Here is a 22,810-nt window from a genome sequence, read left to right as displayed (position 1 = left end):
CGCGCAGGGCAGGTGGCTCGAGTGCGCACGACGTCCAGACTCGCCCCTGCACATCGGCTTCCAGACCTTCCGGACTCCATAGACGCGGTAGGTCCTGCCCCCCGAAACGCGCCGCACGTCCGCCTCGGGCCGGCGCACAGCATTTGCATCGACCCGACCCGACCCGACCCGACCCGACCCGACCCGACCCGACCCGGTACCCGGGCCCACCACCCCGTCGCACGGACTCGTGGCTTCCATCTTGCCCTTCCGCGGACCTGCCTGCTGCACCGCGGTCGGCAGTCCTTTCCCTCGAGGTGTCGGCACGCTAGGCGACTTCCCCGCAGCCGAGGCTGCACCCTCGGTCTCGCGTCTACGGCATCCATCTGGACCACGGCGACTCGCCAACGAGTGACGCCGGGCGCTGGTGCGCTGGGCTGGACGCCGCTCTGCAGAGGGCAGGGCTGAATCTGAGCTTTGTGGGTTGCAGCCTCGGTGTCGGCGCCGCTCGAGACTCCTGTCGGCTGCCTGCCCTGCGCGCGGACTCTGGAGTCGCACCCGTGGTTCGAGGCGAGCGGGCGCGCGACACGGGAGAGGGGGCCGGCACGAGTTGACACCTGTCGAGTTAATATCTAACTTAGATTAGAGTGGTCGTGTGGATCACATCCCGCTCGATTCAGCACGGAGGGTCCATGCCCGCTTCCAGGTCACAGCCCACTCCACGGGTCGCCCTCATCGGGGCCGGAATCAGCGGCCTCACCGTCGGCAAGATGCTCGGCGACTACGGCATCGAGTACGACTGCTTCGAGAGCTCCGACCGCATCGGCGGCAACTGGGCCTTCGGCAATCCGAACGGGCATTCGAGCGCCTACCGATCGCTGCACATCGACACGTCGAAGGAGCGATTGTCGTTCAAGGACTTCCCGATGCCGGACTGGTATCCCGACTTCCCTCATCACAGCGAGATCAAGAAGTATCTCGACAGCTACGCTGAGGCGTTCGGGCTGCTGGACCGGGTCCACTTCCGTAACGGTGTGGACCATGCTGTGAGATCGCCCGGCGGTGGGTGGGAACTCCGGACTCAGGACGGCGTGCGGCGTGACTTCGACGCTCTCGTGGTGGCCAACGGCCACCACTGGGATCCGCGCTATCCGCACTTCCCGGGTGAGTTCACTGGCGAGAGCATCCATTCTCACCACTATGTCGACCCGAGCCAGCCCCTCGATCTGCGCGACAAGCGGATTCTGGTTGTCGGGATCGGCAACTCGGCTGCGGACGTCGTCAGCGAGTTGTCCCAGCGCGTTCATCGCAACACGGTGGTCATGTCGACGCGGTCGGGTGCCTGGGTTGTGCCGAAGTACATCTTCGGGCTGCCGGGGGACAAGATCGCCCGCACTGTCCCGCAAGTCTCCGGGCGGCTGCAGCGGGCACTGGTGCGCAAACTGCCCCTTCTGGTGTCGGGCAAGCCTGAGCGCTACGGTCTGCCCCGACCGGACCACAACTTCCTCGAGGCTCATCCGACGATGTCGAGTGAGCTTCTGCTGCGTCTCGGGTCGGGGGATGCGACGGTCAAACCGAACGTCGAGCGGCTGGACGGGCGGCGGGTGCACTTCGTCGACGGCAGCTCCGCCGAATTCGACGTGGTCGTCTACGCGACCGGATACAATATGACGTTCCCGTTCTTCGATCCAGATTTCCTCTCGGCCCCGAACAACCGGCTCCCGCTGTACAAGCGGATCTTGCGCCCAGGTGTTGACGACCTCGCATTCGTCGGGTTCGCCCAAGCTCTTCCCACGCTCTTTCCATTCGTGGAGTGTCAGTCCCGGCTGGTCGCGGCCTACTTCGCCGGCACGTACCGGCCACCGGCACAGGCCGAGATGGAGCGTGCGATCCGAGAAGACGAGCGGCGATACACCGGCCATTTCGCCGACCGGCCGCGGCACACCCAGCAGGTGGACTACTTCGTCTACGACCACGAGATGCGTACCCGCGAGCTGCCAGCCGGGATCGCTCGAGTGCGCCGACACGGTCCGGTCAGGCTCGCCGGACGAGCCCGCACCACGATCCCGGCTTGATGTCGGTCGAGGTGACGGCAGCGCTGGCCGGATGGCCGCAGCGACGACGGCGACCGGTGGGGGAGGAACGCAGACTGTTGATCCTCGAAGCCGCCGAGGATCTGCTGCAGATTCGTCCGCTTGCCAAGATCTCGGTCAGGGACATCGCGTCCGCTGCGGGGGTGGCGCGGTCGGGCTTCTACTTCTACTTCGCCAACAAGGGCGCCGTTGTCGCGGCTCTGCTCGAGGATGTGTTCGCCGAGATGGTGGGTGGTGCGGTCGGGCTGCTCGACGTGGCGGCGGACCCGCGAGACAGCGTGGCGAGCGCGATGCGGTCTGCCTGGGGATCGTGGCGAGAGCATCAGGGACTGATCCTCGCGATGCTCGAGGCCGGCAGTGTCGACCCGGCGGTCCGTGAGCTGTGGGATGCCTGGATCGACAGCTTCGTGGCCCCGATCGCGGAGCGGGTGGAGGGCCATCGCACCGCGGGCCTCGCCCCGGCCGGGGCTCCCGCGGCCGACCTGGTGGCGGTGCTGATCGCCGCCAACGAGCGCACCTTCGAACGACTCAGTCGGACCGGGGCGAGCCCCATCTGTATCGACTCGGCCCTGGAAGCTCTGATCGCGACATGGTCGGCCACGCTCTACGGCCCGAAGACAGGACCAATCACGTGAACCGCATCGAGATCACCTTCGCCTCGGCAGAAGCCCACTGCGCCGCCTGGCACTACCCGGGCTCCCCCGGCCGCTTCGACACTCCCGCGGGTCGCCCCTGCGTCGTCATGGCGCACGGGTTCGGCGCGACTCGGGATGGCGGGCTCGACGGGTTCGCCGAGGCTTTCGCTACCGCCGGGCTGGACGTCGTGGCGTTCGACTACCGCGGGTTCGGCACGAGCGGTGGTGAGCCGCGCCAGGTCGCCGACCCGGCCGCGCAGCTGGCGGATTACCGGGCTGCGGTGGCCGCCGCTCGCAGGCTCAATGGCGTCGACCCGGAGCGAATCGTGCTGTGGGGGGTTTCGTTCGCGGGTGGACACGTACTGGAGGTGGCCGCCGCTGATCCTCGGGTCGCAGCCACCGTCGCGCTCACTCCCGTGGCCGACGGGCTCGCCGCCGCGTCGAGCATCTTCCGGCGGGAAGGTGTCTCAGGCGCCCTGCGGACCACTGTCGCCGGACTTCGTGACGTCGTCGGGAGCTGGCTCGGTAGACCGCCGTACCTCGTTCGCCTCACCGGTGCGCCGGGGACTCTTGCTGCGCTCACCGCGCCAGGCGCGCTCGAGGACTACACGAGCATGGCCGGCCCCACCTGGCGCAACGAAGTAGCCGGGCGCGCGTTCCTCCGGCTCCCGACCTACCGCCCGGGTCGTGCAGCCCGGCGGATCGTCAGACCCCTGCTCGTGCAGCTCGCCGATCTCGACCAGTCCGCTCCCGCTGGTGCAGCCCAGACGGCGGCTAGCCGGGCACCGCGGGCGGAGGTCCGTCACTACCCGTGTGATCACTTCGACATCTACCCGGGACGAGGATGGCATGAGGCGGCCGTCGCCCATCAGCTCGCGTTCCTGCACCGACATCTCGCGGCCGCGGAGGCCGCCACCCCCTCGTAATGAGCAACCTCAGCAGTCTCGTCACCGTCGACGAAGGAGAATCCATGTCCGCGCCTACTTCCTCGGCCGCCGGTGCCGAGGGCATCACCCCCGTGTGGCTGACCGAGGTGTTGCAACGAGGCGGGTATCTCGGTGTGGGTGACGCGGTCGCCGGAGTGACCGCTACCCGCATCGGGTCCGGCCAGCTCGGTGCGACGTATCTGTTGGATCTCGTGTACGCCTCTGGCGGGCAGGTGGGCCGCTCGCCTATGCCTGCTCGGATCATCGCGAAGGTCCCCGCGATCGACGAGGCGAGTCGCGCGTTCGCTGCCTCGCTGGGCTGTTACCGACGGGAGGTGGCGTTCTACTCGACCATCGCCGCGGACCTGCCGATCCGCACCCCGGAGTGCTATCACGCCTCGGTATCGGCCGACGGTCTGGAGTTCTGTCTGCTCCTCGAAGACCTCACTCCGGCGTCCGAGGCTTCTCAGCTCACCGGCTGCGGTGTCGAGCATGCGGCGTCGGCTCTTGATCAGGCCGCCGCGTTGCACGCCGGGTCCTGGCGCGACCCGGATCTGTCCGGGGTCGACTGGCTGGCGGGTGGCGTTCAGGTCTGGCAGCAGATGTGCGCAGGTCTGCCGCAGGCGCAGGTCGCGTTCCGCGAGCGCTACGCCGATCTGCTCGACGACACGACGGTGCGCGTTGCGGAGAGCCTCGCGGATGGTGCCGCGGCGCGCTGGGCGGAACGGCTTGCGGAGCCGCGGTGCCTGTGGCATAGCGATTTCCGGCTGGACAACCTGTTGTTCGACGCTCGCGGAGGTGAGGTCCCGGTCGCGGTCCTCGACTGGCAGAGCGTCACCCTCGCCTCCGGGCCCGTCGATGCGAGCTATTTCATCGGCGCGGGACTGACCACCGGGACTCGGCGCGCGCACGAGACTGACCTGCTGCACGGCTACCACGAGGCGCTCGTCCGTGGTGGGGTCTCCGACTACTCGTGGGAGGACTGTCTCGCCGAGTACCGGGTCAACTCGCTGGCTGGCTTTGTGATCTCGGTAGTCGCGGCGCTGGGGACCGAGCGGTCTCCCGAGGCGGACGCGATCTTCACAACGATGGCGGCCCGGCACGCAGCACACATCGACGACTGCGACGCGGTCGCGCTGGTGGCGGCCCGATGAGCCCGGTGGCCACCGAACGCGCGAGGCGCGAGCTGGGGTTCTACACCCTTGCCGGGCATCCGGAGTCCCCGCGCGACCTCGTCCATGAAATCCGGAGGGCCGAGGACGTAGGTCTCGATGCGGCGTTCATCGGGGAGCGCTGGAACGTCAAGGAGGCGGCCACACTCTCCGGCGCAGCCGGCGCCGTCTCCGAGTCGATCGCGATCGCTACCGCCGCGACCAACTACTCGACCCGTCATCCCGTGATCACCGGGTCGTACGCCACGACCATGCACCGCCTCACCGGTGGGCGGTTCACCCTCGGCCTCGGTCGTGGAATCAAGCCGCTCATGGACATGCTCGGGCTGCCGGTCGCAACGATCTCTCAACTGGAGGACTTCGCCGGGCTCATGCGCCGGATGTGGCGGGGCGAGACCATCGTCGGCCACGACGGTCCCGCTGGCCGCTACGACGTGCTGCGTCTGCTCGACCCCTCCTTCGATGAGGACATCAGGCTGGGGCTCACGGCCTGGGGTCCCAAGACCTGTGCCCTGGCGGGCCGGGCTTTCGACCAGGTCGTCCTGCACACCTTCTTTACCGACGAGGCGCTCGAGCGCTGCGTCACCGACATCCGAACCGCCGCCGAGCGGGCGGATCGGAACCCGGACGAGATCGAGATCTGGTCGGTATTCGCCACCGTCACCGGTGATGTCGACTCGGCGGTGCTGCTGCGCAAGGTGACCGCCCGCCTGGCGACCTACCTGCAGCTACCGGGATACGGGGAGGGTCTCGTCGCGGCCAACGGCTGGGACAGTGCCGTGTTGCACCGTTTCCGCACGGATCCGGTGGTCGAGTCGTTCGGGCGAGAAATGATCGACCAGACCGCCACACCCGACCAACTCGAGCACATCGCGGGCCTGCTCCCGCCCGAATGGACGGCCCCCGCGGCGTACGGCAGCGCCGAGGACTGTGCCGGCGCGGTCCGCGGGCAGCTCGACCTGGGGGCAACCGGTGTCATCATGCATGGTGCGACTCCCGACGAGCTTGCCCCTGTGGTCGAGGCCTATCGGACTGTGGCCGCGGAATGAGGTCGGTGCGGTTGATCGCGCTGAGTCGAGGGTCGAGCTCGTCGACGTCGTGGTCCCGCCGCAGGCCCGGGGGAGGTACCGGTAGGGGCGGTGGTGAGAGCCGATCGTTCGACGTCCACGTGGCGCACCCACCGGATCCGTTGTTCCCAGGTCGCTGACCGTCGGGCGAGAGGTCACGGGCAGGTAGTCGCGGAGCCATCGCAAGGGTGGCTGGCCCGGGTCTGTGGACCCATCTGCGGCGCGCCCGGATCTGATCGACACCGTGGTCCTCGCCCGTTCCGGGGCGCATCACGATCGATGTGGAGCGCTATCCGCCCGCTGAGGGCGCTGCCCTGAAGCGGTCGGAAGCGGGGCGTGGTGGCCGCTGCGCTGTCCGGATTCCCTAGCTCGCCCCGGTCGTTCACGTCTCGCCACAGCGGGTCCACCCGGCGGTGGCGAGACGGTTGTTCAGCCCAGTTCGTGTAGTTCGCCGGTGGAGAGGGCTTGGACTACGCGGAACTTCTGGACCTTCTGCGTGGGGGTCAGCGGGAATTCGTCGGTCACGAACCAGCGGGCTGGGACCTTGTAGGGAGAGAGCCGCTCCTTGGCGTGGCTCACGAGCCGGTCCCGTAGGTCGGCCGGTGTGTCCCCGTCCACTCGCACGACCGCGGCGACCAGCTCGCCGAGCTGCTCGTCCGGCACTCCGACGACGACGGCCTCGGCGATACCGTCCAACTCGAGGAGGGACGACTCGATCTCGGCGGGGGCGATGTTCTCGCCCTTGCGGATGATCAGCTCCTTGAGGCGTCCGGTGAGTCGGATGTAGCCGCGTTCGTCCATCGCGCCGAGGTCTCCGGTGTGGACGAACCCCTCCGCGTCGACCGCGGCCGAGGTCGCATCTGGGTCGTGCAGATACTCGACCAGCTGTTGGTAGCCGCGGGCGCAGATCTCCCCGGGGGTGTTCTGGGCGACGACGTCGCCGGTCGCCGGATCGACGATCTTCACATCGACCTGGGCGAGCGGATGGCCGACGGTGCCGAGCTGATCTGAGCGGGTGTCGTCCGGGCGGGTCGCGGTGAGGGTGGGGGAGAGCTCGGTCTGCCCGTACAGGTTGATCACCGAGGCGCCGAACATCTTCTCCGCTGCCTCGATCAACGCGGGCGGCACGTTGGATGCACCGCCCAGCACGGTGCGCAGGAGCGGAGCCGGCTGCTCGGACGCACGCTGCGCTTCGATCAAGGCCCCCAGTACGGCCGGCACGTAGAACAGGACCGAGGCGTTCTCGGTCCGCATCGCGGCGAGGACGGTTGCCGGTAGGAACTGCTCGATGAGGATCTCCGTGCCACCGGCCCAGAGCGGGCCGAGGGTGCCGACCACGCACGCGGCGGTATGGAACATCGGGAGCGGATTGACACAGACCGCGCCGTTCTCGACCCCTGCCGCGTCGAGGGTCAGACGGGCGACGTTGACCAGTGAGCGGTGTCGTAGCAGCACACCCTTGGGCCGGCCGGTCGTGCCGGAGGTGTACTGGAGCATGACCGGGAGGCCCGGGTCGGTCGGTGCCATGTCGAGCACGGTGCGGTCGATTGTCTCGGCCCGCCAGTGCTCGACGTCCGAGAGACTGAGGACGGTCAGAGCCGGAAACGTCTCGCCCATCTGCTTGGCCACCGCGGCCATGTCGTAGTCGCGGCTGGTATCGGCGTGGAGGAGGACCGTGGAGCCGGAGTGGCGCAGGGCGTACTCCAGCTCGTGTGCCCGCAGCACCGGGTTGACGGCGACCAGGGTGACACCGGCGAATGCGGCGCCGTACTGCACGATGGGCCACTCGGCGACGTTCGGTGCCCAGAGCGCGACGAAGTCGCCCGGATCGGCGAGTCGCCGCAGCGCGGTCGCGACCCTCTCGGCTTCCTCCAACAGCTCCGAGTAGCTCAGACGCAGCTGGTCGCCGGAGCCGTGGCGGGTGCCGATCAGTGCCGTCCGGTCCGGATGCTGCGCGGCGCGCTCGGCGAGCAGCTGCCCGACGGTGAGCTCGGCCAACGGGATGGTGGTGTCCGCGGGGAGATACGCGCGATCGGACATGGGCCCGTCCTTCCAGACACTGCGACGTCGCGGTGGGACCGGGGAGCGGCCGGAGTCCCGGCCGCTCGACAAGGTCGAATCTATATTAGAATAGTGAGCAAGCGTGACGCACGCAACGTCCGAATGGCCCAGTTCGCACAGGGCGACCACCGGCATCCGTCAACGACTCGTTGGCATCTCTGACTCGCTGAGCAGCGACTTCACTGCCCGGGCGCGATCCTCTGTCCGCCTCGATGGAGTGACGACCAGCACACGTCGATGATGGATCCGCCCATTGTTCGACGAAGAGGTCTTCGATGCGCGACGTCACCGCACCACCACCACAGGTACCCCGGCCGGATTCCTGGGCCTCCCTGCGTGGTGCGCCGATCGGACCTGCGGGCGCCACCCGCAGCCCCGGCACGGTCACAGCCGGACGAATCGACGACTGGCTCGACGTGATCGGCGGCACCGCCGCAGCGGGCACAGCTCCGTCGAGCATGCTGCCCGTCTGGACGATGCCGGGCTACGCGGCGACCACCGACGACAGCCGCTGGTCGGGGGCGGGAGCTCGGCTGGCACGCCGCCGCGCCGTCGAAGGACTGTCCGGGATCCTCGCCACCGAGCTCGTCCACGAGTACGAGCGGCCTCTACGGGTGGGGGAGACGGTGTCAGCGGAGAGTGTTGTCGAGGGCGTTTCGGACGTGCGGCACACCGCTGTCGGGCCGGGCCGGTTCGTGCGGTTCGGGGAGACGTTCCGCGACGCCGCGGGACGCTTGGTCGGCCGGCAGGAGATGACGTTGCTCTACTTCCGACGGGGATCGGCCGCCGGGCGCCGCGACCGGGGGAGCTTCCTCGAACCACCGCGGGGCGCTTCGGCCGGCTCGCTGGAGCTGTCGGTGACCGCCTCGTTCGTCGTCGCGGGGGCGCTCGCGACTCGGGACTTCGAGCCCGTCCACCACGACCCTGCTCACGCCCGAGCCCACGGCGCACCGGACATCGTGGTCAACATCCTGACCCACGCCGGGATCTGCGAGCAGTTGGTGCGGCAGGAGTTCGGACTCGGGTCGCGGATCCGACGGCTCGCGCTGCGGCTCCGCGGGCCTTCAGTTCCAGGAGACAGCGTGGTCCACACCCTTGGAGTCGCACCGCCCGATGTGAGCGTCCATGCGTCCGGCCCGCGTGGAGCGGTCCTCTCCGCCGACCTCAGCCTCGAAAGGAATCCGAATGACCGTGTCAAGCCGCGATAGCGGGTTGTGGTGCGGTGATGGTGAACATCCTCCGGTCACGCAGCAGGGCCCACAGGACGTCGACCAGGCGTCTGGCCAAGGCGAGCAGAGCCTGGGTATGAAGCATTCTTTCGCTGCGTTTGCGCTGGTAGAAGGCCCGGGACGGGCCATTGACCTTGAGGCTGGACAGTGCGGCCATGTAGAACACTCGCCGCAGGCGGCGGTTGTAGCGTCGTGGGCGACGCAGGTTCCCGCTGATCCGGCCGGAGTCCTGGGGCACCGGGACGAGTCCGGCGTAGGAGGCCAGCCGCCCTGGAGAGGTGAATCCGCCCAGTTCAGGGCCGACACCGCCGTGGGTGGCGGTGAGGAACTCCGCGCCCAGGATGGGTCCGAGACCGGGCAGCGACTCGATGATCGCCGCGTCCGGGTGGGAGCGGAACACGGTGGTGATCAGCTTGTCGGTGTCCTTGATCTCCCGGTCGAGTTCCAGCAGTCGTCGGGCCAGGCCGGCAACAAGGATCGCGGTCCGCGTCTCGCTGGGCAGTGCCACGGTCTGGGCGTGGGCGACCTCGACCGCGGTGGCGGCCATCGCAGCAATACCCGGTGCCCACGCCCGATGGGCACGCAGGTACTCGATCACCCCTGCCTCGCCGGCGTCCCGGAGGGCCTGGGGTGTCTGGAACCCGGTGACCAGCACCAGAGCGCTGCGGGTGGAATAGTCGAATGCCGCCTCGAGACCGGGAAAGATCGACCCGAGCAGGTCACGCAGCCGGTTGACCCCGCGCACCCAGTCGGCCATCAGGTCCTCGCGATGGGCCACGAGCCGGGCCAGTTCGGCAGTGGTCTCATCAGTGGCGGTGACCGTGGTGAGGTCGGCGCCGCGCATGCGGGCGGTCTCGGCGATGACCTTCGCGTCACGGGCGTCGGTCTTGGCCTCGCCCCGGAACACGCCGCTCATCCGGTCGACGACCCGACCGGGGACATAGACCACCTGCTGGTCGGCCGCGGTGAGGACCACCTGCAGCAGCGCCGCATAGCTGCAGGTCAGGTCGATGGCCCACCGCACGTCCTGGGCCGCTTCCGCAGCGCGGGCCAGCAACGCCTCGATCGCGGCCTGGTCGTTGCTGACCTTGCGGGAGAACACCACCTTGCCGTCGGTATCGATCGCGCACGCATGGTGCGTCCTCTTCCCGACGTCGATCCCGATCCAGATCACTGGCCGTTGCGCCACGCGCAGGCTCCTGTCGTTGCAGGTCACGCCCGTGGACAACCCGCCATCAGGTCCCTAATCAGCGACGGTCCGCACAGATCCGAATCAGTGGCCAGGCCTGTCCAGCACGACGGGGCGGCCATTCCTTCCGAGCCACCGAAGCGACAACACCTCATCAGCCACACCCCGTCGTCCCGGGCATCCGGGGCACCAACCCCGAACACCTACGACCTTAGGGACAACCCATGACCGACATCAGCTCCCGACTCGTGACCGTGGCCGACGACATCGATTTCGGCGAGGGGCCTGTCGCCTTGCCGGACGGCCGGGTCGCGTTCACCGAGGTCGGCGGCCAGCGCATCTCGGTGGCGGAGGGCCGTACCCGCCGGCCGATCGCCAAGGTCCCCGGCGCACCCAACGGCATGGCCCGCGGCCCGGACGGTGCGCTCTATGTCGCCAACAACGGCGGTATCGGCCCGGACCGTAACCACGACCTCTGGACCGCCGACGACGCCCTCGACGGCTGCATCCAACGGGTCGGGCTGGACGGGGAGGTCTCGGACTTCGTGGCTGGTCTGCCGGGCGCGCACCCGCACCGACCCAACGACCTGTGCTTCGGCCCGGGCGGCTCGCTCTACTTCACTGACTCGGGCAACTGGGAGGTCTTCTTCACCGAGGAGACAGACTTCCGATCCTCGCCTCCCGGCTACCGGCACGGCGCGCTCTACCTGCGGGCCGCGGACGGCGAGGTCGTCCGGCTGGCCGACGTGTCCGATTTCCCCAACGGCCTCGCCGTCACCCCGGACGGAGAGCACCTGGTCGTCGCCCAAACGGTGCTCCTGCGTCTGGTCTCGTTCCCGCTGAGGGCTGACGGCACGGTCGGCGAGCCGGAGCTCTACTGCCAGCTACCCGAGCCCGTGCTCCCGGATGGCATGTGCTTCACCGAAGACGGCACGCTCTACGTCTGCGGCGCGGTCGGGGACGCGATCGCCGTCATCGGACCGGACCGGCAGCTCGTCGACGTCCTGGAGACGGGCGTTCACTCGGACCCGACCAACGTCTGTCTGACCGAAGGCACGCTCTGGATCACACACGGCACCGGGAGGCGACTGGCGACGCTGGAGGTCGACGCTCGGCCGCTTCCTCTGTTCGGCGCGGGGCGGGACTGATGGTCGACGAGAACGTGACCACCGCACCGGCGACGATCGGTGCGTTGCTCCGCGTGGCCGCGGCGCGCAACGGCGACCGCACCTATCTCACCTTCGACGGAGTCGCCTACTCCTACGCCGACGTCGATGGCCTTGCGGACCGTTATGCCGCGGCGTTCGCGGCGGACGGGGTGCGCCACGGCGATCGCGTGGCCCTGATGCTGGACAACAGTCCCGAGTTCCTCTGGGCGTGCTTCGGCCTCGGCAGGATCGGCGCGGTGGTCGTGACGATCAACACCGCCGCCAAAGGCGAGTTGCTTGCCTACTACCTGACCCAGTCCGGCAGCTCTGCGCTGGTGCTCGGCGCGAGCTTCGCGGGGCGGATCGGCGGGCTGCCGGCCGTCCCGGACTCGCTGGAACGGCTGGTCGTCGTAGAGCCAGGGGGTGACACCGTTGCCGCCCTGGCCTCACTGAAGCGGCCCGTCCGCAGCCTCGACGATCTCCTCGCGGCAGGCGCCGGCGTGCCGGACGTCGCTGTCGCAGCGAGCGACCCCGCCTACATCATGTTCACTTCGGGCACGACCGGACCGTCGAAAGGCGTGGTCTCGCCCCACAGCCAGCCGATCGGTGTCGGGAAGCAGGTGGCGACGGCGTACGGGTACCGCTCCGACGATGTCCTGTACACATGTCTGCCGCTCTTCCACGCCAACGCGCTCTGGTACACCTGCTACGCCGCGCTGGCCGCGGACGCTGCCGTCGCGTTGGCCGCACGGTTCTCAGCCCGCACTTTCTGGTCGGAGATCCGGTCCAGCGGGGCCACCGAGTTCAACTTCATCGGGACGATGGCGAACGTCGTGCTCAAGCTCGAGGCGGGCGCAGCTGACCGGGATCACCGGGTCCGCCTGGCACTGATCGCTCCGGCCCCGGCCACGTTGGTCCGGGAGTTCCGGGAGCGCTACGGCATCCAGGTCGTGTCGGCGTTCGCGGCCACCGAGACGTTCCTGGTCACGATCATGGACGCGGACTCGCCGATCGAGAAGGCCGGCTCGGCCGGGCGCCCCGCGCCCGGCGCGCGGGTGCGGGTGGTCGACGAGCACGACGTGGACCAGCCCGTGGGTATCCCGGGGGAGATCCTCGTCGCTGCTGACGACCCGGGGGCCATGCTGACCAGGTATCACGACATGCCCGAGGCCACCGAGCGTGCGCTGCGCGGCGGCTGGTTCCACAGTGGTGACCGCGGCTACCTCGATGAAGACGGTTACCTGCACTTCATCGACCGGATCAAGGACGTGATCCGCAGGCGCGGGGAGAACATCTCTGCCCACGAGATGGAGGGCATCCTGGTTCGCCATCCCGGGGTGCAGGAGGTCGCGGCGATACCGGTGCCCTCGGAGCTGGGGGAGGACGACGTGATGATCTTCGTTGTCCCGGCAGCCGGAGCGCCGCGAGACCCCGTGGAACTGGTGCGCTACTGCGACCGGGGAATGGCGTTCTTCATGGTGCCGCGGTTCGTCGAGTACGTCGACGAGCTGCCGAAGACGCCGAACACGCGGGTCGAGAAGTACAAGCTGAAGGACTGGGCCGTCGCGCATCGCGACGAGCTCTGGGACCGCGAGCGGGTCGGCGTCGAGCTGACCCACTGAACGAGAGGGGTGTAGCTACCCGTGCACGTCGGAATGGGTGTCTTCTTCCAGAACCTCGAGCCGGGCCGCAGCGACCACGACGTGGTCGCCCGTGGTCTGGAGCTGGCCGACCAGGCGGAACCGCGCGGTTTCGGCTCGGTCTGGACGGCGGAGCACCACTTCACCAACTACCACATGATGCCGAACCCGGCGCAGTTCCTGACCTACATGGCGGGGCGCACGACGCACGTGCGTCTCGGCACCATGGTGATGGTGCTCCCCTGGCACGACCCGGTGCGGGTGGCCGAGGAGATCGCCTGGCTGGACTCCGTGTCCGGTGGCCGGGTCGTGATGGGGCTCGGCCGCGGGCTCGGATCGATCGAGTTCGACAACTTCCGGCTGGACATGGGCGAGTCGCGTCAGCGGTTCGTCGAGTACGCGACGGCGATCTCGGATTCGCTGGAGAGCGGCGCCATCGAGTTCGACGGCGAGCTGTACAAGCAGCCTCGGGCCGAGCTGCACCCACCTGCGCTGACGAGTTTCCGCGGCCGGACCTACGCGTCCGCGGTCTCACCGGAATCGGCGAAGATCATGGCGACGCTGGGGTACGGCCTGATGCTCATCGCCCAGAAGCCCTGGGAGGTCACCGTCCGTGAGACCGCGGAGTACCGCGAGCTCTACCAGGAGATCAACGGCGTCGAGCCACCGCAGCCGGTGTTGGTGAACTACACGACGATCGACGCCGACCCCGGGCGTGCTCGTGAGCTGCACGAGGAGTACTCCGTGGGGTACGCCCGCTCCACCATCGACCACTACGAGTTCACGAACCCGCGGCTCGAGCACATCAACGGCTACGAGTACTACGCGGGCCTGCGGCGCAACATCGAGAAGCACGGACTGCCCCAGTTCAACCGGTTCCTCGCCGACCTGCAGATGGGCGGCACGCCCGAGGAACTCGTGGAGCAGACCGTCGAGCGGGTTCGCGAGCTCGACGCCGGCGGCGTGATCAACCTCTTCTGCTTCGGCGGCATGCCGCACGAGGTAGCCCAGCGCTCCCTCGACACCTATGTGGATCGAGTGCTGCCCAAGCTGCTGGCTGTGGACCCGCACCGCGACATCGGGGTGCGCGTGGGCGTCGGCACCTGATCGGTGGCCACCTGGTCGGGCCCGAGTCCACGTGTCTCGCGAAGGAACCTCGGCGATCCCAGGGCGGGTCGCCCGGCGAGCGCGGTGTGTCGAGGATGAATGGCGGCTGGATGTCGTGACCAAAGAGGGCCCGGGCCCGGGCCCGGGCGCGGGCGCGGCCCTTCCTTTCAGGTACGCCGGGATCCGAGCCGTTCTCGTCGCCGACAAGGCCGGGAACGGCCGACGTTGGCCCCGGGTCTCAGCTCGCCTGCGAGGCGATCCAGTCGCGGTAGTCCGGGACGATCGGTGAGGTAGCGATGAGGCCGGCATCGACCGGGACGACGTGCCCGGTGATCATGCGCGCCTCGTCGGAGGCGAGGAACAACGCGACCGAGGCGATGTCGTCGGGAGCGGGGTTGGCGGGCTCGGCGGAGGCACGGCTGTAGATGCGGTCCAGGTCGGTGGGCCCGTATTCGCGGTTGTTGCGGGTACGCACGTAGGACGGGGCGATCGCGTTGCACCGGATGCCGTGCCTGCTGTATTGGGTGGCGACTGCCCGGGTGAACTGGATGACCGCGGCCTTGGACATGCCGTAGGCACTCAGGTTGAGCTCGCCGCGCATGCCCGACACCGACGCGATGTTGACGATCGTGCCCTTGCCCTGGGCGAGCATCGTCGGCAGGACGGCCCGGGTCACCGAGACCATCGCGAACAGGTTCCCGCGGAAGGTGTCGAGCAGGAGTTCCTGGCCGAGATCTCCGACTGCCGGGTCCTGTCCCGCCAGCTCGAGGGAGGCGGCGTTGTTGTCCACGACGTCGATCCGGCCCCACCGGTCGAGTACGTGGTTCACCATGGACCCGACCTGCGTCTCTTCACGGATGTCGGTGGTGATCGCCCAGGCCGTGCCGCCTGCCTCCTTGATCGCGGTCTCCACGAGCGGTCCGCGCTCGGTGTCGTAGTCGGCGATCACCACGTTGGCGCCCGCCTGGGCGAAGCGGTGCGCGGTGGCTTCGCCCATCCCGTTGGCGCCGCCGGTCACGATGACCACCTTCTCGGCGAAGTCCGCCATGACGTGTCCTCCGTACTCCGACCGAACGGTCGGCCAGTGTTGCGACCTCCAACAGGAAATGTTCAAGGAGGCGTTGCTGGACAGCCTAGTCGACCGCCCGGTCGGAAGGCTATGGCGCAGGCGATGTCGCGCACGGGGCGGCCAGGAGCGTCGGTGCGGGCCCTGCATTGACAGTGCGGAGATGGCTACCTACGTTGCGGAGATGATCGGCTCCAATAGTGGATACGTCTTGGGATGGTTGGCGTGACCGGTACGTTCGAGGGGCGTGTCGCCATGGTGACCGGCGCCGGATCGGGTATCGGCGCGGCGGTGGCGACGTTGCTCGCCGAGCGTGGGGCGACGGTCGTCGTGCTGGATCGAGACGCCGGACCCGCTGAGAGGGTGGCCGCTGCGATTGGCGGGGTGCCGGTGGTGGGTACCGTGACCGACCCCGATCGGCTCCACGAGGTCGTCGACTCGGTGGTTCGGGACCATGGCGGGATCGATGTCGCGGTGAACAACGCCGGCGTCGGAGCGGGCGGCCCCCGCCCGGTCGGAGAGATCGACGTCGCGACCTGGCGGCACGTCCTGTCGGTCAATCTCGACGGTGTTTTCCACAGCATGCAGGCCGAGATCGCGTCGATGGTGGTCCGGGGCGGCGGCTCCATCGTGAATGTCGCCTCGGTCCTCGGCGTCGTGGGTAATGCGGGATCCGGTGCCTACGTGGCGGCCAAGCACGGTGTCGTCGGGCTGACCCGCGCGGCCGCGCTCGACTACGCCTCTGCTGGGATCCGGGTCAATGCGGTGGGGCCGGGCTGGGTCGATACGCCCCTGATCGCTGAGCGGGACGACGAGGCGATGACGGCCTTACGCAATCGTCAGCCGATGGGTCGGCTGGCCACTGCGGCGGAGGTCGCCGAGGTCGTGGCCTTCCTGGCCTCGCCCGCGTCGGCATTCGTCACCGGCGCGTATTACGCCGTCGACGGCGGGCACACCGCGCGCTGACCCCGCGCGTGCCGGCGCCCGACATGCGGTGCTGGGACGTGCAGGGGCTCGACCGAGCCCGAGCGGGCATCGCTTCGTGGGTGTGGCCCACAGAGGAGGAGGACCTGATGGGACGTCTGGACGGCAAGGTCGCTGTGGTCTCGGGTGCCGCTCGTGGCCAGGGACGTGCGCACGCGGTGCGCTTGGCGCAGGAGGGGGCAGACATCGTGGCGTTCGACGTCTGCGATGCGTTCGCCTACACGCGAGCGCCGGCCGCCACGTTGGGTGAGCTCGAGGAGACCGCCGCGCAGGTCGAGGCATTGGACCGACGTTGTCGGGTCGAGAAGCTCGACGCCCGTGATCTGACCGGCCTGACGGCCCTGGCGGACGCGGCGGCCGCTGACTTCGGGCGGGTCGACATCCTGGTGGTCAACCACGGGATCTGGACGGTCGACCGCAACAGTTGGGAGCTCCCGGAGGAGTCCTGGCAGGAGAGTATCGACGTGCTGCTCACCGGTGCGTGGAAGGTCCAGAAGGCCTTCGTGCCGAAGATCATCGCGGGTGGTCGCGGCGGGTCGGTCGTCTTCACGTCGTCGGTCAACGCCGTGGTCCCGCAGCCGGGGGCGGTCGCGTACTGCGCGGCGAAGAGTGGCATGCAGATGCTGATGAAGGTCCTCGCCCACGAGCTCGGACCACACGAGATCCGGGTGAACACGGTGAATCCGGGCTCGGTCGACACTCCGATCCGCGAGGGCGGCAACTTCGAGAAGTCTCTCGAGTACTGGCCTTACGTGTTCGGTCAGGGTTCCCGGCAGGTACTCGGCGGGAGCACCGAGCGACCGCCGTCGATCATCGCCGACGCCGTGGCCTGGTTGGTGTCGGATGAGGCCCGGTTCGTCACCGGAGCCCTCATCCCGGTCGACGCGGGTCGGTTGATCTGGTGACAGCGCTGACCGTCTCGTGTGCGTTCGCGACCTCGCTCGACTCACACCGACACGCTGCTGTGGCCGAGGCCCTCGGCTACCGCAGGGCGTACTTCTACGACTCCCCGGCGCTCTACCCCGACGTCTGGGGCCAGCTCTACCGTGCAGCGGACCGCACCGAGCGAATCGTGCTCGGACCCGCCGTGCTCGTCCCGAGCAACCGGCATCTGATGACCAATGCCGCCGCGATCGCCGGGCTGGCCGGCATCGTCGGTTCCGAGCGGGTGTCGGTCGCCGTCGGGTCCGGTCGGACTGCGCGGCTCGGCGTCGGGCGGCGCCCGCTTCGCTGGGCAGAGGTCCGCGAGTATGTCGCTGGACTGCGAGCGTTGCTCCGCGGCGAGACGATCGACTGGGATGGCGCGCGGATCGCGATGATGCATGGTGACGGCTACGCGGCGGTCCGCCCAGTGGACCTCGAGGTTCTGGTCGCGGCGGCGGGTCCGAAAGGTGTCGCCGTGGCGCGTGAGCTGGGTGACGGCGTGTTCGGCGGTGCCACACCCGTGCCGGGATTCGCGCGCAGCCCGTCGTTGGCCTGGGGCACGGTGCTTGCCGAAGGTGAGTCTCCTGATTCGGAGCGAGTCCTGGCGGGCGCCGGTGCCGCGGCTGCCGTCTTCGCCGGGCACTACCCCATCGGATCGGCCGATCCAACGTCCGACGACACCGAGCTCACCCGATGGCGCCGGGCCTATGCGGACGTCCCGGCGGGGGAGCAACACATCGCGTTGCACACGGGGCACCTGTGCTTCGCCAACGATCGCGACCGGCCGTTCGTCACCGGGGAGTTGGTGTCGCGGCTGGAGCTTGCCCTCGACGAGCGCGGGTGGTGGGACAAGCTGGATCGCCTCGCCGCTGCCGGGGTCACCGAGGTGGTGTTCCAGCCCGCGGGAGACATCCCGGATGAGCTCACCAGGTTCGCGCGGATGGCCGAGCGGGCGGCAGACCGGCCGGGGACGTCCGGTCCGAGCAGCTGTCCGCAACTGTCCAATCTCTATTAGAACCTCGGGGTCATCCGCGACCGAGGAAGGGTTCGTATGGACGCATCCGCCTTCGAACTGAGCCCCGCGCAGCGCGACCTCGCCGAGCGCGCCCGAGCGTTCGGCGAGAAGTGGGCCCCGCACGCGACCGCCATCGACCGCGACGACGCCGCGCCGTTGGGCGAGATGGTGCAGGACTCGGTGCACATGGGCGTCGCTGGTATCACCATTCCGGCCGAGTACGGCGGTCAGGGTTTGAACGCCATCGAGTTCTCGCTGGCCGTCGAGGAGGCGTGTCGTGCGATGGGTTCGTGGATGGCCGGAGACGTCCTGTTCGCTACGACCTGCACGGGGCCGTCAGTGCTGATGATTTCGGGCAACGAGCAGGCTCAACGGCAGTACCTGCCGGAGATCGCCGCCGGCCGTCGCACCGCGGCGATCGCGCTGACCGAGCCCGCCCACGGCTCCGCCGTCACCGACGATCGCCGGACAGCTGCTGGGCAAGCGACTGGACCAGCGCGGCCGCTGACTCCTGTGGGAGGGCGCGACGGTGATCGTTGTCGTGCCCTCCCGCGTGCCTCCGAGCCTCTCCGTCATGACGGCGTTCGCTCATCGCACGTCTGAGCCGGTGGGCTGGTGGACTGCCGACCGCGCTCGTGGGCAGTGCTGTGGCCGCTCTCAGCCGCCGGATCCAGCGTCTCGCTCGGTGACACGGCCCCTGTGTGGCGCTATCGATGCTCGTGGCCTCGTTGACTGGGCTGCCCGTCTACCTCTGGGCTGGTGAGCCGCGCGGCATCCAGGGTGTTGTGCACATCGGTCATGGCAGACGTGAGTCGCCCCGAGGGGCCGACCACGAGATAGCGCCAGGATGGAAGGGCTGAGGCGAAGAGGGTACGGGCGACGCTCTCGGAGAATACCGCTGCCTCGATGGCTGCGATGCTTGCCCGGTCGGCCAGAACGGCCTGCGGGTTGTCCTCGGTGCTCGAGCGTGCCGGTCCGCTGCCGCAGGCGTGCACGACAAGGGAGGTCGTGCGCCGAATGTTCGATCTAAGGTCAGCCGCGAGCGAGGGGTCGGTCGAGACGATGACATCGACCTCGCGAACGATCCGAAGGTCACGGCCGCGGTCCAGTGTGATGGGCATCGTGTTGGCTCCCCGGAGTAGCCCGGTCATCTCGGTGCCGAGTCGAGTGTCGGTGCCGACTACGGCGGTGACGACGTCTCGGCCGAGGAACGGCTGGATGATGCGCATGGCGGCCTGGGCCGTGAGGGAGGCATCCCAGGTCGGGGCGTCGAGGTTCTTCGGTCCCATCATGTCGTCATGGATTTGGGCGAGATGGGCAGGTAGTCGTCCGGCCACATGAAGCCCCAGAACGTGAGGATCGGCGTTTGCGCGTGTCAGGAGAGCGCGCAGGTCCTCGGCGGGGGTCGAGGCCGGCAGGTCCATCCGCGTCGAGGAGAGCCCGAGAGTGTGGAGCAGTCTCGTGTGATCCGGACGGGCGGTGGCGGAGTCATCAGCGTGGTCGTGATCGTGGTCGACGCCGGCATCGTGCGGTCGGAAGCTGATGGTGAGCACGTGCTGGTCCGGCGAAGGATGCAGTGAGGCTCTGCCGAGTGCGACGTGTGCTCTGCGCACTTCTGCGAGGAGCGCGAATCCAGGTACGACGTAGGGCTCGGCTGCCGCGGCCAACGTGGGTGCTCTCCGGGACGTGTGGCCCTGCCCTGTGGCGAGTCTCAATGTCAGGCCCACCCTTCCTCACCCGATCGGTCTTGCTCATCTGGACCGTGCTCGCTGCTCAGGCTGCCTGCCCCAGCCCGCCATCAGATGAATATAATCCAGATTAACTCGCCCTTAGCTTGAAGCCGCCCCGGCTCGACCGTCGCGCGAGATCGCGGTCAACCGTGTGTCGCCCCCGAGGGCACGGTTGCTCTCGAGCCGGTCCGGATTTACTGTCAGTTAGAAATCGTGGGAGGGGCATGGTCGCCGTGGAGCACGCAGTCGCTGTCGGAACAGTCCTCACGCGGGTCGGGTGGGAGGGGCAGGGCGCACGGGATCCCGACGTTCACCCGTCCGAACTGGCGATCGCGGGTACGGCGGTCGCTCTCACCGGTCGAACCGGTGCCCAGTTCGGCCTCGACGAGGGCGTGAGGAGAGGGCGAGCCCGGTGGCTCGATGAGCAGACGGCGGTCAATCCAGGGTGCAACGCGCACCTCGGGATGGCAGTCGATCCGAATCGACTCGGGCCGGGAGACGCATCCGACGAGGCCGAGATGGGCGGCGTCGTGCACAGCCCGCAGTCGTGACGAGCCCGAATGCGCCGGCGGGTGTCGATCCCGCGCTCGCGATGTGGTGGGCCGCCCACGTCGATCCCACTCCGTTGGTGGCGGTCGACCGGATCGGGGCAGGACAGTCGAACATCACCTCACTGGTCACCGACAGCGTGGGCCGGGAGTGGGTGCTGCGCTGTCCTCCGCCCGGTGCGTCGCCGGACGCACACGACATGCGCCGCGAGGCGCGGGTCATCAGCGCATTGGTGGGGACCGCCGTGCCGGTCCCCACCCCGGTCGTCGCCGACGCTGACACCGCGGGAGTTTCGGGACCCTTCTTCGTCATGGAGCGCGCTCCCGGATCGGCCCTGAGCAGCGAGGAGGATGCGGCAGCTCTGAGCCTCGCCGAGCGGCTGCGCCTGAGCGAGAACACGATCGCCGTGCTGGCCGAGCTGCACGGCATCGATCCCGGTGCCGTCGGTCTCGCCGAACTCGGTCCCCGCGACGGCTACCTCGAACGCCAGTTGCGACGTACTGTGCGCAACTGGGCGTCCTGGTCCGACGACTCCGCCGCCGATCTGCCGTGGCAGCAGTGTCGGGCGCAGCTGGAACGGCGGGTCCCTCGCCAGCAGCGAACCGTCATCGCACACGGCGACTACCGCCTGTCCAACCTGCTCACCCGGGGATCGGAGATCACCGCGGTTCTGGACTGGGAGCTGTGCACGCTGGGAGATCCTCTGGCTGACCTCGCCTGGTTGGTCGATGATTGGCGCGGTGCTGACGAGCCGGCACAGATCATGGCGAGCCCGACCCGGGCCGGAGGCTTCCGCACACGCACTGAGATCACCGATGACTACGCCAAGCGGACCGGCCTGGATCTCACCGGGTTGCCCTACTACCGCGCCTTCACACACTGGAAGGCAGCCACTTTGCTGCAGGGGGTCCTGCTGCGACGACGATCCGGCGCCATGGGAGACCACGCAGGCCTCGACCTGGCGGCGCTCGAGACGTCGATCCGAAACCTGCTCGACGAGGCCTTGGACCTCGTCGCCATCTGAGCGAAGGAGCTCCATGCGCCCCGAGGACGACTATACCCACCCGGTGGGTACCGAACCGACCTTCAACGAGTCCATGTACGTCCATTTCAACGACCCCACCGTGGGCATGGCCGGGTTCGTCCGGATGGCGAACCGGCCCAACGAGGGTCGCGGCGAGGTCACCGTCTGCCTGTACCTGCCTGATGGCGGGGTCGCGTTCCGCTACGTCCGGCCCGAGGGGACCTCGAACGAGCGGTTCGCGGCGGCGGGCATGGAGCTCACGGTGCGGGAGCCGATGCACCACCTCGACGTCGACTACACGGGTCAGGTGTCGCTGGTCGCGGATCCGTCAGCGATGGACGATCCGAGGGCCGCACTGGGTCGCGCGCCCTCGGCGGATTGCCTTCTGCGACTCGACGTGCGGGCTGTGGCGCCCGAGTACGACCACAGCTTCGACACCGACGAGGGCTCCTTCGCACCGAACCACTACGAGCAGTTCGTCACCGTCACGGGACGGATCGTGCTGGACGGGCGGGAGACGATGGTGCGCGGGTTCGGCCTGCGTGACCACTCGTGGGGTCCGCGGTCCTGGCAGGCGCCGTGGTTCTATCGCTGGGTCCACGGCTGTGGCGAGGGGGTCGGTTTCATGGGCGCCTACTTCGGGAGCCCTGGGGGCACGGCCTTGACCGGCGGCGTGGTCTGGGATGGGAAGAACTCCCATGCGCTCGACGACGTGGTGATCACGACAGAGCGCGATGCACGCGATGAGCAGACAGCAATCAGCGTTGTGTTGTCGAGCGGTGCTCGGCAGTGGAAGGTCCGCGGTCGGGCCGCGGTGACGGTTCCGCTCCGCAACAGGCGTGCCGGCGACGACGGGGATTTCGCTGTCACACGCATCGCCGAGAGTCTGATGTCGTGGACACTCGACGACGGTCGCACGATCAACGGTATGGCCGAGTATCTGGACCAGATGCGGGACGGGCGTCCGGTGGGACTCTCGGTCTGACCGGTCCTCGACGAGGGGCGGGGCGCGCCGAGGGCGGCCTACGGAGTCGTCTCAGCATCTGCTTTTCACAGCGAGACGGCCAGACTCTGGCGGCGAGCTCTCCTCCGCGCCTCGAGCGCAGCGAGTACCGTCTCGGCTGCCGGGCCCAAGAAGAAGTCAGGTCCTTGCCGGCAATCCGGGCCACCCGCGGGTGCCGAGCCCGTTCGCGTCGGCGGAGCCCAGGGCCCGCCCGGAGGACTCCGGCGCGCGCACGTCAGCAGAGCGATCTCGGGCGCGGTGCCGCGAGG

The 22,810-nt window shown here is 68.7% G+C and carries 20 protein-coding genes; 16 read left to right on the top strand and 4 right to left on the bottom strand.

Translation table 11 applies throughout. The features are described from left to right. Window positions 1-749 precede the first annotated feature (749 nt). From AD017_RS32020 to AD017_RS32000, 5 genes are read left to right on the top strand one after another with little or no spacing between them, the layout of a single operon-like run. Window positions 750-2,054, top strand: a complete 1,305-nt coding sequence (locus AD017_RS32020) for an NAD(P)-binding domain-containing protein (protein WP_255358523.1) — start codon at window positions 750-752, stop codon at window positions 2,052-2,054. Next, window positions 2,054-2,707 (top strand): TetR/AcrR family transcriptional regulator, encoded by a 654-nt coding sequence (locus AD017_RS32015; RefSeq protein WP_082538524.1) that lies wholly within the window; start codon window positions 2,054-2,056, stop codon window positions 2,705-2,707. Before AD017_RS32020 ends, AD017_RS32015 begins: the two co-directional genes overlap by 1 nt. After that, window positions 2,704-3,633, top strand: coding sequence for an alpha/beta hydrolase (locus AD017_RS32010; protein WP_227012958.1), 930 nt, complete (start codon window positions 2,704-2,706; stop codon window positions 3,631-3,633). The genes AD017_RS32015 and AD017_RS32010 overlap by 4 nt, the downstream gene beginning before the upstream one ends. Next, the gene (locus tag AD017_RS32005) at window positions 3,633-4,787 is read left to right on the top strand and encodes a phosphotransferase family protein (protein WP_060577401.1); all 1,155 of its coding nucleotides are present in this window, start codon (window positions 3,633-3,635) and stop codon (window positions 4,785-4,787) included. Before AD017_RS32010 ends, AD017_RS32005 begins: the two co-directional genes overlap by 1 nt. Window positions 4,788-4,792: 5 nt before the next feature. Beyond that, window positions 4,793-5,854 (top strand): TIGR03857 family LLM class F420-dependent oxidoreductase, encoded by a 1,062-nt coding sequence (locus AD017_RS32000; RefSeq protein ID WP_227013392.1) that lies wholly within the window; start codon window positions 4,793-4,795, stop codon window positions 5,852-5,854. Window positions 5,855-6,301: 447 nt separating this feature from the next. Here AD017_RS32000 and AD017_RS31995 read toward each other — a convergent pair whose 3' ends face one another. Beyond that, entirely contained in the window at window positions 6,302-7,912 is a 1,611-nt protein-coding gene (locus AD017_RS31995; RefSeq protein WP_060577399.1) for a class I adenylate-forming enzyme family protein, read from the bottom strand. Between the two features lie 296 nt (window positions 7,913-8,208). Between AD017_RS31995 and AD017_RS31990 the strand changes: the two genes are divergently transcribed. Beyond that, window positions 8,209-9,141 carry a MaoC/PaaZ C-terminal domain-containing protein gene (locus tag AD017_RS31990; protein WP_082538523.1) on the top strand — a complete coding sequence of 311 codons (933 nt, stop codon included), beginning with the start codon at window positions 8,209-8,211 and terminating at the stop codon, window positions 9,139-9,141. On the opposite strand, the gene AD017_RS31985 is transcribed toward AD017_RS31990, so the two are convergent. Beyond that, window positions 9,128-10,351, bottom strand: coding sequence for an IS110 family transposase (locus tag AD017_RS31985; RefSeq protein ID WP_060572134.1), 1,224 nt, complete (start codon window positions 10,349-10,351; stop codon window positions 9,128-9,130). The genes AD017_RS31990 and AD017_RS31985 overlap by 14 nt on opposite strands. 254 nt (window positions 10,352-10,605) lie before the next feature. Between AD017_RS31985 and AD017_RS31980 the strand changes: the two genes are divergently transcribed. Genes AD017_RS31980 through AD017_RS31970 form a run of 3 tightly spaced genes read left to right on the top strand, consistent with a single transcriptional unit; the run spans window position 10,606 to window position 14,246 of the window. Next, window positions 10,606-11,499, top strand: coding sequence for an SMP-30/gluconolactonase/LRE family protein (locus AD017_RS31980; protein ID WP_168172852.1), 894 nt, complete (start codon window positions 10,606-10,608; stop codon window positions 11,497-11,499). Beyond that, window positions 11,499-13,121, top strand: a complete 1,623-nt coding sequence (locus tag AD017_RS31975) for an AMP-binding protein (RefSeq protein ID WP_060577396.1) — start codon at window positions 11,499-11,501, stop codon at window positions 13,119-13,121. Before AD017_RS31980 ends, AD017_RS31975 begins: the two co-directional genes overlap by 1 nt. A 21-nt stretch (window positions 13,122-13,142) precedes the next feature. Beyond that, a complete protein-coding gene (locus AD017_RS31970; RefSeq protein WP_060577395.1) occupies window positions 13,143-14,246 on the top strand; it encodes an LLM class flavin-dependent oxidoreductase in 1,104 nt (367 codons plus the stop codon). 238 nt (window positions 14,247-14,484) lie between these two features. Here the strand turns inward: AD017_RS31970 and AD017_RS31965 are convergent, their stop codons facing one another. Further along, window positions 14,485-15,294, bottom strand: coding sequence for an SDR family NAD(P)-dependent oxidoreductase (locus tag AD017_RS31965; protein WP_060577394.1), 810 nt, complete (start codon window positions 15,292-15,294; stop codon window positions 14,485-14,487). 234 nt (window positions 15,295-15,528) lie between these two features. Between AD017_RS31965 and AD017_RS31960 the strand changes: the two genes are divergently transcribed. The 4 genes from AD017_RS31960 to AD017_RS31945 all read left to right on the top strand — a co-directional run bounded on the left by AD017_RS31960 (window position 15,529) and on the right by AD017_RS31945 (window position 18,838). Then, complete coding sequence (locus tag AD017_RS31960; RefSeq protein WP_060577393.1) at window positions 15,529-16,278, top strand: SDR family NAD(P)-dependent oxidoreductase; 750 nt, start codon at window positions 15,529-15,531, stop codon at window positions 16,276-16,278. Between the two features lie 107 nt (window positions 16,279-16,385). Further along, window positions 16,386-17,201, top strand: a complete 816-nt coding sequence (locus tag AD017_RS31955) for an SDR family oxidoreductase (protein WP_060577392.1) — start codon at window positions 16,386-16,388, stop codon at window positions 17,199-17,201. Further along, window positions 17,198-18,235, top strand: a complete 1,038-nt coding sequence (locus AD017_RS31950) for an LLM class flavin-dependent oxidoreductase (RefSeq protein WP_227013390.1) — start codon at window positions 17,198-17,200, stop codon at window positions 18,233-18,235. The genes AD017_RS31955 and AD017_RS31950 overlap by 4 nt, the downstream gene beginning before the upstream one ends. Window positions 18,236-18,271: 36 nt before the next feature. Next, window positions 18,272-18,838 (top strand): acyl-CoA dehydrogenase family protein, encoded by a 567-nt coding sequence (locus AD017_RS31945; RefSeq protein ID WP_060577391.1) that lies wholly within the window; start codon window positions 18,272-18,274, stop codon window positions 18,836-18,838. A 104-nt stretch (window positions 18,839-18,942) separates the two neighbouring features. Here AD017_RS31945 and AD017_RS31940 read toward each other — a convergent pair whose 3' ends face one another. Further along, complete coding sequence (locus AD017_RS31940; RefSeq protein WP_060577390.1) at window positions 18,943-19,788, bottom strand: hypothetical protein; 846 nt, start codon at window positions 19,786-19,788, stop codon at window positions 18,943-18,945. Window positions 19,789-20,189: 401 nt separating this feature from the next. On the opposite strand from AD017_RS31940, the gene AD017_RS31935 reads away from it, so the two are divergent. The 3 genes from AD017_RS31935 to AD017_RS31925 are packed head-to-tail and all read left to right on the top strand — an operon-like array spanning window position 20,190 to window position 22,523. Then, entirely contained in the window at window positions 20,190-20,516 is a 327-nt protein-coding gene (locus tag AD017_RS31935) for a hypothetical protein (RefSeq protein WP_060577389.1), read from the top strand. After that, window positions 20,513-21,538 carry a phosphotransferase family protein gene (locus AD017_RS31930; RefSeq protein ID WP_060577388.1) on the top strand — a complete coding sequence of 342 codons (1,026 nt, stop codon included), beginning with the start codon at window positions 20,513-20,515 and terminating at the stop codon, window positions 21,536-21,538. Before AD017_RS31935 ends, AD017_RS31930 begins: the two co-directional genes overlap by 4 nt. 13 nt (window positions 21,539-21,551) lie before the next feature. Next, complete coding sequence (locus AD017_RS31925) at window positions 21,552-22,523, top strand: hypothetical protein (RefSeq protein ID WP_060577387.1); 972 nt, start codon at window positions 21,552-21,554, stop codon at window positions 22,521-22,523. Window positions 22,524-22,810: the final 287 nt, after the last annotated feature.

The sequence above is a fragment of the Pseudonocardia sp. EC080619-01 genome, assembly GCF_001420995.1.
Taxonomy (GTDB): Bacteria; Actinomycetota; Actinomycetes; order Mycobacteriales; family Pseudonocardiaceae; genus Pseudonocardia.
The sequence above is the reverse complement of the archived record's forward strand: the minus strand, read 5'-3'. Positions and strand labels throughout refer to the sequence as shown.

Coding starts and splice junctions, on each gene's coding strand:
- AD017_RS32020 (WP_255358523.1), top strand. CDS start 750: ATGCTCGGCGACTACGGCATCGAGTACGACTGCTTCGAGAGCTCCGAC.
- AD017_RS32015 (WP_082538524.1), top strand. CDS start 2,054: ATGTCGGTCGAGGTGACGGCAGCGCTGGCCGGATGGCCGCAGCGACGA.
- AD017_RS32005 (WP_060577401.1), top strand. CDS start 3,633: ATGAGCAACCTCAGCAGTCTCGTCACCGTCGACGAAGGAGAATCCATG.
- AD017_RS31995 (WP_060577399.1), bottom strand. CDS start 7,912: ATGTCCGATCGCGCGTATCTCCCCGCGGACACCACCATCCCGTTGGCC.
- AD017_RS31990 (WP_082538523.1), top strand. CDS start 8,209: ATGCGCGACGTCACCGCACCACCACCACAGGTACCCCGGCCGGATTCC.
- AD017_RS31975 (WP_060577396.1), top strand. CDS start 11,499: ATGGTCGACGAGAACGTGACCACCGCACCGGCGACGATCGGTGCGTTG.
- AD017_RS31965 (WP_060577394.1), bottom strand. CDS start 15,294: ATGGCGGACTTCGCCGAGAAGGTGGTCATCGTGACCGGCGGCGCCAAC.
- AD017_RS31960 (WP_060577393.1), top strand. CDS start 15,529: ATGGTTGGCGTGACCGGTACGTTCGAGGGGCGTGTCGCCATGGTGACC.
- AD017_RS31955 (WP_060577392.1), top strand. CDS start 16,386: ATGGGACGTCTGGACGGCAAGGTCGCTGTGGTCTCGGGTGCCGCTCGT.
- AD017_RS31945 (WP_060577391.1), top strand. CDS start 18,272: ATGGACGCATCCGCCTTCGAACTGAGCCCCGCGCAGCGCGACCTCGCC.
- AD017_RS31935 (WP_060577389.1), top strand. CDS start 20,190: ATGGTCGCCGTGGAGCACGCAGTCGCTGTCGGAACAGTCCTCACGCGG.
- AD017_RS31925 (WP_060577387.1), top strand. CDS start 21,552: ATGCGCCCCGAGGACGACTATACCCACCCGGTGGGTACCGAACCGACC.